This is a genomic window from Thermogemmatispora sp. (assembly GCF_019683755.1).
Classification (GTDB): Bacteria; Chloroflexota; Ktedonobacteria; order Ktedonobacterales; family Ktedonobacteraceae; genus Thermogemmatispora.
On record NZ_JADGHT010000239.1, the window covers coordinates 1 to 7,231 of the forward strand.

7 protein-coding genes are annotated in these 7,231 nt (G+C 58.9%); 5 read left to right on the forward strand and 2 right to left on the reverse strand.

Annotated elements, in window-relative coordinates; all coding sequences use genetic code 11:
* Positions 1-229 precede the first annotated feature (229 nt).
* The 4 genes from IRZ24_RS14385 (at position 230) to IRZ24_RS14400 (ending at position 3,594) form a co-directional block, all read left to right on the forward strand.
* Positions 230-802: a sigma-70 family RNA polymerase sigma factor gene (locus tag IRZ24_RS14385; RefSeq protein WP_297165425.1), complete on the forward strand. Its 573-nt coding sequence runs from the start codon at positions 230-232 to the stop codon at positions 800-802.
* Positions 803-860: 58 nt separating this feature from the next.
* Positions 861-1,820: a ubiquinol-cytochrome c reductase iron-sulfur subunit gene (locus IRZ24_RS14390; RefSeq protein WP_297165427.1), complete on the forward strand. Its 960-nt coding sequence runs from the start codon at positions 861-863 to the stop codon at positions 1,818-1,820.
* A gap of 10 nt (positions 1,821-1,830) precedes the next feature.
* Positions 1,831-2,262 carry a FixH family protein gene (locus tag IRZ24_RS14395; RefSeq protein ID WP_297165429.1) on the forward strand — a complete coding sequence of 144 codons (432 nt, stop codon included), beginning with the start codon at positions 1,831-1,833 and terminating at the stop codon, positions 2,260-2,262.
* 189 nt (positions 2,263-2,451) lie between these two features.
* A complete protein-coding gene (locus tag IRZ24_RS14400; RefSeq protein WP_297165431.1) occupies positions 2,452-3,594 on the forward strand; it encodes a hypothetical protein in 1,143 nt (380 codons plus the stop codon).
* A gap of 39 nt (positions 3,595-3,633) precedes the next feature.
* Here the strand turns inward: IRZ24_RS14400 and IRZ24_RS14405 are convergent, their stop codons facing one another.
* A complete protein-coding gene (locus IRZ24_RS14405) occupies positions 3,634-4,647 on the reverse strand; it encodes a hypothetical protein (RefSeq protein WP_297165433.1) in 1,014 nt (337 codons plus the stop codon).
* Positions 4,648-4,857: 210 nt separating this feature from the next.
* Between IRZ24_RS14405 and IRZ24_RS14410 the strand changes: the two genes are divergently transcribed.
* The gene (locus IRZ24_RS14410) at positions 4,858-6,423 is read left to right on the forward strand and encodes an NAD(P)H-hydrate dehydratase (RefSeq protein ID WP_297165435.1); all 1,566 of its coding nucleotides are present in this window, start codon (positions 4,858-4,860) and stop codon (positions 6,421-6,423) included.
* A gap of 167 nt (positions 6,424-6,590) precedes the next feature.
* Here IRZ24_RS14410 and IRZ24_RS14415 read toward each other — a convergent pair whose 3' ends face one another.
* Positions 6,591-7,061, reverse strand: coding sequence for an NUDIX domain-containing protein (locus tag IRZ24_RS14415; RefSeq protein WP_297165437.1), 471 nt, complete (start codon positions 7,059-7,061; stop codon positions 6,591-6,593).
* Positions 7,062-7,231 lie beyond the last annotated feature (170 nt).

Sequence of the window (7,231 nt, forward strand, 5' to 3'; positions counted from 1 at the left end):
CGCTCCTGTTGCATTGCCTATTATACTGCAGTTGCTATCATGGCGCAAACCCGGCGCTCATCCTCTTCCGGGAGTTACCTGCTCCCTTGTTCCAGGGGAATGGCTCTCCCTCCATTCTTAACTGTAACCTGCCAGCGTAATAGGTGATAGCTCTCTAAGATGCGCAGTAACTAAGAGCGGTACTGATCTGGGCCTCGGCCTGTGCGCAGGCAGGGCGAGGAGGGCCAATGTGAGTATTGCACGCCAGAGCAAACAGGAGCGAAATCTTGCAACAGGACAGGATGCCGTGGATGTGCAAGCACTTCAACGCTTCTATGAGGATAATCTCCATGTCATCTATCGCTATATCTATAGTAAGGTTGGCAATCGTGAAGAAGCCGAAGATTTGACCTCGCAAATCTTTATGAAGGCTGTGCGTATGCTGAGCCGCGAGCGCGCTGCCGACAACGCTAGCTGGCAGCGCTGGCTCTTCCAGGTCGCCAGGACGACGCTGGCCGACTATTGGCGCAGCCATTATCGCTTGCCTCTTGATTCTTTAGAGGAGCTGCTTGATGCCGGCTGGCAGGGGCCAAGTGAAGAGATCTCGCTCTCCTGTCCCGACGACCGACCTGCCGAGCGCGTCCAGCGTATCCTGCAGGCCCTTCCCGCTCATTACCGAGAAGTACTAATCTGCCGATTTCTCTTGAATCTCTCGATCAAAGAGACAGCCCTCCGTATGGGGCTGAGCGAGGCCAATGTGAAGGTTCTTCAATTCCGCGCGCTCAAGCGCGCCGCAGAATTAGAGAGCGTCGTGACAGGCTGATACGTCGAGTATGGAGGCACCCGCAGAAGGTAACGGACCGGAAGGGAGGCGAGGTTTTATGCCCGAGGGAGACCAAGAACGCTTTGAGGACTATCTAGAGCTAGAGCGCTATCTGGCAGCGTTGCAGGAGGACCGCAGGCCATCGTTGTCCGCGAAGCTCACGCCGGCTCAGGCGCGGCTCTATCGTTTGGCAGCGCTCTTGCGTGCATCAGCTCCCGGCGCTGCGGAACCCCGCCCGGAGTTTGTCGCCGAGTTGCGTGCGCTCCTGGAGCATGAACTGGCCAGACAAGCGGAAGCTGGTCAGCCTCCAGAGGAGCTATCTGAAGAGAGCGAGACGCTGCCCTCTTCTAGGCCGGAGCTGGCTCCGTCCGCTCTGGCTTCTTCTCTCGCCTCACCTTCTCCATCTGAAGAGAGGCGCCCTCGTGTCTCACGTCGCCGTTTGTTGGCCAGCAGCGCCGTTGCTGCCGCTTCTCTCGTGGCCGGCGCTGGCCTTGATCGCGCACTCCAAGAGGTCGGCAGCGGCGTTCATGAGACAGCTCATCCGGCAGCTTCACCATCTGGAAGTACACGTACAAACGTTCCTTCCTCTTATCCGGCGCTGATCGGAGCCGACGTTCCTTCTCGCTGGCACTTCGTAGCTGAGCTGTCGGCTCTGGGTAATCGCCCTGTGCGCTTCGTCACAGAGACGATCGCCGGCTACGTGATCCGCCAGAAGCGCGGCGCGAGCAGCGACTATGGCTCAGAGAGTTGGTCGGAACCGGGGACCGAGGCGGCAGCTTCGGATCAGGAAATTATCGCCTTTTCTGCAGCTTGTACTCATATGGGCTGCCTGGTCGAGTGGCAGGAAAGCGACGGCAAGTTCCATTGTCCCTGTCATGGCGGCGTCTTTACCGCTAGCGGGGCGGCAGATTCAAGCGCCGGGCACTTGCGCTATCTCGCCCCCCTGCCTCGACTTGACACCCGCGTCGAGGATGGTAAGATCTATGTCAGAATTCCAGCAACCAGGGCATCTTCTTAAAGGTAGAAGCATGAGACGCAATCTGCTCGTTATATTGTCCGGCCTGCTCTTTCTTGCGCTCCTGACCTGGTTGGGGGGACTGGTGGCGAATATTCCTTCGGTTTCACCGGCGTCGGGACAGCAGCAGGCGCGCGCCGGCCCTTATCAGGTCTCGTTCCAGTTAAGCCCCGACCCACCTCTCAGTACTCAGCCAGCAACCATTGTCTTACGTATCGCTGAGGTCAGCAGCGGTAGACTCGTCAAGGATGCTCGCGTTCAGGTAGAGGGGACAATGCCAGAGATGCATATGGGCCTGCCTCCGGTCTCCGCCAGCTTTGGTAGCGATGGCCTCTATCGCGCTCGCCTCCAACTGGCTATGAGCGGCCTCTGGCAGGTGCGTGTCACCATCGAGCGTAGCGCTCAGCCAACTGTGAGCCTCCTTTTTCAGTTCGCTGCCCGCTGAGATGCCTACTCTCTCCACTTGCTATCTGCCCATCGGCTTTGCGTTCTCTCTTTCCCATCTTCTTGCCCCTGGAATGTCAACAGCGTAGAATAGGAAGGCATCTCTGCGATGCTTCTCTCTATCACTTAAATGTTTAGAAGTGTCTATCGCTATGTGAAGATGTTCTATCTTGCAACGGAGAGGCCCTCTATGTCTATCCCTTTTCGAAGATGCTGCTATCCCGTTCCTCTTTTACTGATGCTGCTGCTTCTGCTCAGCGGATGCAACAGTGGTCAGTCTCAGCAGCCGCTGCAAGCCGGGTCTAGCAGAGCCAATGCTCAGCGTTTGTTGCAGCAAAGCGAGCAGCAGTTGATAACAGCGCGGACCCTGCATGCGGTGGTGAATATCCAGATTGACGGCGAAACTTATCAGGGAGCTGTGACAAGCGAGATCTGGAGAGCCGCCCCAGCTAAGAGCCGCAGTCAGATCTTGCGTTCGACGCTGAGTGAGTTTCCCGCTGGCGAGCTGACTATCAGCAATGGAGAGAAGCTCTGGATCTATAATCCTGCCCGGCATATTGTCTACACGGGGAGTATTGCCAGCCAGAGCAACCAGGGCGGTTCTGCCCTCTTCGGGAGCAGCTCCAGCCCGGCCAATCAGTTGACGCTCAACCTGATCGATCCTATCTTTAGCCAGAGCCGCGCCAGCCTGACCTCCCAATCGATCACGATCGACGGGCATAGCGCTACGGTTGTGCATGTCAGCTCTCAGCAGTCTGCTACCTCCGGTCCAGACTATAGTGGCGATGTCTATCTCGATCGCAGCAGCAACCTACCTCTGAAGCTGGTGCTTAATTTACAGGGCTTCGCAGAGGTGACCCTGCAGCTACCAACCTTGGAGCTGAATCGCCCCCTGGCCGACAGTCTCTTCAATTTCACGCCACCCGCCAACGTACAAGTGGCCCCGTTACTGCAGGCTAGCGCCACGCCTACGAGCGGTACGCTGACCCTTGGTCAGGCAGAGCAGCTAGCTGGCTATCATCTGCTGAGTATTCCTTCCTCGCAAAGCGCCTACCAGCTTGAAGGCGTTGATATCCTTACGACCAGCAGCGGACAGATCTTTGTGCTCCACTATTTGAAAGGCGACCAGAGTTTCTCGATCCTTGAAGGCAAAGCTCTGGCCAATGAGCCTCTGCCCAGCGGGACGACGCTGACCTTGCGCGGCACCACGGCCATCTATTCAGCAAGCAGCGATAACCCCACTCTGGCCTGGAAAGAGCATGGTCTGGGTATCCGTATTAGCGGCGATCTCGATGAGCAGGAGGCGCTAGCGATTGCCAACCTGCTTACTTGAGCAATACTGAGCGCAGAGATGGCGCAGTCTCGCCTTGACTCAGCTTTTAACGGCAACGAGAAGGTCGCGCTTTTTGATGACACGATCCACCGTATGTGCAAATTGTGTGTACGGTGGATCGTTGCGTATCTGCAGCCCACTATAGCGCTCGACAATAGCGCACATGGCGGCACGTGTGAGGCGCGTGGCATTCCAGGCCAGGGCCAGTGTGCCCCCAGGTAGGAGCAGGTCACCCCAGGCCGGGAGGGCCTTTCGCAGAAGTTCTTCGATCTCGCCTCCATGCTGAATACCATAAGGAAGATCGCCGACAACGGCATGAACACGCGTTCCTCCGGGAAGCTCACGCAGATGAAGTGGAGCCTCGCGGCTGTCTCCATGAATCAGAGCCAGCAGGCGGGCCTCTCCGTTCTTCCCCCCAGGTCTGATCTCAAACTGGTAGCGTTTGCCGCTGCGGCGACGCTCGCAGACTTCCTTGAAGGTGATCCCCTCGCTGCTGAGGTACTGGCGTAAGAAGACCGCTGTTGTTTCGACATCCTGGCGCTTCTGCTCGATACCGATGGCGTCATAGCCGGCAGCCAATGCCACAAAGAGGGTTGTTCCTCCACCAGCCAGGGGATCAAGGATGCGCAGGCGTTCGCGGCTGGTCGCATAGGCGCTGGAGAAAATAGCCACGTTCAGAAGCACACGCGTAAAGATTTCGTTGGTCTTGCCCTTGTAGCGGCGTACCTCGGCAATCTCCGGCGAGATGAACGGCTGCCAGGGCAGCGCCAGCGGACGAAGAAAAGGCCCCTCGACGCCGCCAACCTCGGCAAAGTATTCGTAGACTTCGCTGATGGTCCCTAGATGAGCTAGAAGGCGTAAGCCCTCCTCGCGCTCGATCTGCCCTTCCTCAATGCTTACCAGCAGGTAGCTCTGCCCCCCCAGGACAGCGCGCTGTAGCTCGCTGATGGCCGGGCCAAGTGGGCTGACGCGCAGCTCTGGCTCGGCCAGGGTCTCGACCATGTTGGTGTACTGGTTGCTGCGCTGGGGCTTGATCTTGAGTGCCAGTTTCATAGGGTGGAGTATAGCAGGTTATGCGACTTTTGTCTTGCACATTGAGCTCTGGTTAGGATTCTCAAGGCACATGCTAGCCCGCTCGCTGCAGAGGCTGGCAGAGTGGAAGACAGCCCCTTGGCTGTTCAGACTGCGTTGCTTCCGCCAGCAACGTGACAGAGAGAGCGCTGCCATGTAGAATAAAGAACAGAAAGCAGGGAGAGGAGAACCATGCATATTGTTGATGTCGCCCGCATGCGCGAACTGGAGATGCGGGCTGATAAAGAATACGGGCTGAATACCGCGATCCTGATGGAGAACGCCGGTCGCAGCGCTGCCAAGCTGCTTGTCCAGTATATCCGTGAGCGGCAGCGGCGCCCGCTGAATGAGTGCGAGCTGCTCTTTCTGATTGGCCCCGGCAACAATGGCGGTGATGGTCAGGTCATGGCTCGCCATCTGGCAGCAGAGGGAGCACGCATCAATCTTTACCGCTGGAAGGAGCGTCAGCTCATCTGCGAGGGCCATGAGGTTCCTGCAGAGCGGATCGATGAGGAGCTAAACGCTGTGCTACAGCGCGCCAGCTATGTCATCGACGCGCTCTTGGGTACCGGGCGCTCGCGACCTCTGCCCGACGATATGCGCGCTCTGCTGGCTCGCGTCGAGCAGGAGCGGGCCCGCCGTCCTGGTGAGCTGCTCGTAGTGGCTATCGACCTGCCAACGGGCGTCAACGCCGATACCGGAGAAGTTGACTCCGGCAGCATTCGCGCCGACCTTACCATTACGCTAGCCTGTCCTAAACAGGGCTTCTTTTTCTTCCCCGCTCGCGCCTATCTCGGCGAGCTGTTGGTTGGGAGCATTGGCCTGCCCGAGGCCCTTGAGCACGATCTCAGCGATGAGATGTTAGATGCCGCCCTGGCGCGCCGTCTGCTGCCGCCGCGTCCCCTGGAAAGCAATAAAGGGACCTTTGGACGGGTGATGCTCTTCTGCGGCTCTCCACCATACCCCGGCTCAGCCTATCTGGCTGGCAGTGCAGTGCTGCGCAGCGGAGCAGGCCTGGTCACCCTGGCTGTCACGCCTGATCTGCTGCCTATCTATGCCTCTTCGCTGCATGAGGCCACCTATGTTCTCTTGCCTTCTGGAGAGCCGAGCGAGCAACTTGCCCAGGAGCAAGCGCGGACGCTCCTAGAGCACCTGAGCGGTTACCGCGCGCTGCTGATTGGCCCGGGCCTTGGTCGTACGCCGGCTATGCGCACTGCTGTTCTGGCCCTGCTTGATGGTCTGCGCGCCCTACCCGAAGGTGAGCGCCCGGCCCTGGTGATCGACGCCGATGGTCTCAACAACCTGGCTGGAGTTGAGCAGTGGTGGCAACAGCTTCCGCCAGGGACAGTCATCACGCCCCACCCCGGAGAGATGAGCCGCTTGCTCGGAGGCACAAAGGTTTCGGGAGGCGGCATTGATCGCCTACAGGTGGCGCGCCATTGTGCACGCGACTGGAACCTCATCCTTGTCCTTAAAGGCGCTTGCACGCTGATCAGCGAGCCTGGGGGGCGGTTGCGTATCAATTGGGAAAGCAATCCGGCTCTCGCCAGCGCAGGCACAGGTGATGTGCTGGCCGGCATGATCGCCGGCTATCTGGCCCAAGGCCTCGCCCCTTTTGATGCCGCCAGCCTGGCAGTCTACTTACACGTGGCCGCCTCGAAGTTGGTCAGCCAGCGCTGCGGCGACGCTGGCCTGCTGGCCTCAGATCTCCTGCCACAGATCCCCGCAGCTCGCCTTGCATTGCTCCAGCCCACCTGAGCCGGCATTGCAACCCTCGAGCACCCCACCGCGGTCCCAAGATCCCAATCCGCCGGCACAGGATCTGACGCGACGGCGGGCAGCGGGAGAGTAAGCGAGCATCGCGAGAGCTGCTGTCTAGGGCAGCCCTTTCGCGCTGGCCCGTAGGCCTTCAGCTCTGTTCATCTTCAGGTCTCGCTCTCACCCCGCTGCGCCGCTTCATAGGCTTCTTTGAGCAGAGGGACCGTCTCGTAATGCTCCAGCTCTGCTGGAGGAATCCAACGCATGGTTATCGCCTCCCAGTCAGTCTGAATGGCTTCGGGGGCCAAGACTTCGAAGAGAAACGGGTGGATAAGCCAGTGCCGACCCAGCTCTTGATCACGATACTCAACTACCGCCCCCCGCTTGAGGAGGCGCACCTGCTCCGGTCCAAGCCCGGTCTCTTCACGGATCTCCGTGTAGGCTTGCTGCTCAGGGCTAACCCCCGGCTCAATAAAGCCGCTGATGCCGGCCCAACGCCCTTGATAGCTCCCAACTCGCTGGCTACGCTGGACAATCAGCAGCAGCGGCCCCCCAGGCCGATCGAAGCGCAGAAGGAAACTAGTGACGACCGGCGTCGGGCGGAGGGGAGCAGCGGACTCGGCTGGTTGGTGTGTCATGATGCGACTCCCGTAGAGATTGATTGCAGGAAACTAGAAAAGGCAGCGAACCTGCTAGAGAAACAATCGATCTTCTCAATTGAGCGTTCTTGACAGCTCCTCGACGCTCTTATATAGTATGCTCGGCGTACTATACGCCTTCTATATAGTATACTTAGCATATACCGTCT

Coding starts and splice junctions, on each gene's coding strand:
- IRZ24_RS14405 (WP_297165433.1), bottom strand. CDS start 4,647: ATGAAACTGGCACTCAAGATCAAGCCCCAGCGCAGCAACCAGTACACC.
- IRZ24_RS14410 (WP_297165435.1), top strand. CDS start 4,858: ATGCATATTGTTGATGTCGCCCGCATGCGCGAACTGGAGATGCGGGCT.
- IRZ24_RS14390 (WP_297165427.1), top strand. CDS start 861: ATGCCCGAGGGAGACCAAGAACGCTTTGAGGACTATCTAGAGCTAGAG.
- IRZ24_RS14395 (WP_297165429.1), top strand. CDS start 1,831: ATGAGACGCAATCTGCTCGTTATATTGTCCGGCCTGCTCTTTCTTGCG.
- IRZ24_RS14400 (WP_297165431.1), top strand. CDS start 2,452: ATGTCTATCCCTTTTCGAAGATGCTGCTATCCCGTTCCTCTTTTACTG.
- IRZ24_RS14415 (WP_297165437.1), bottom strand. CDS start 7,061: ATGACACACCAACCAGCCGAGTCCGCTGCTCCCCTCCGCCCGACGCCG.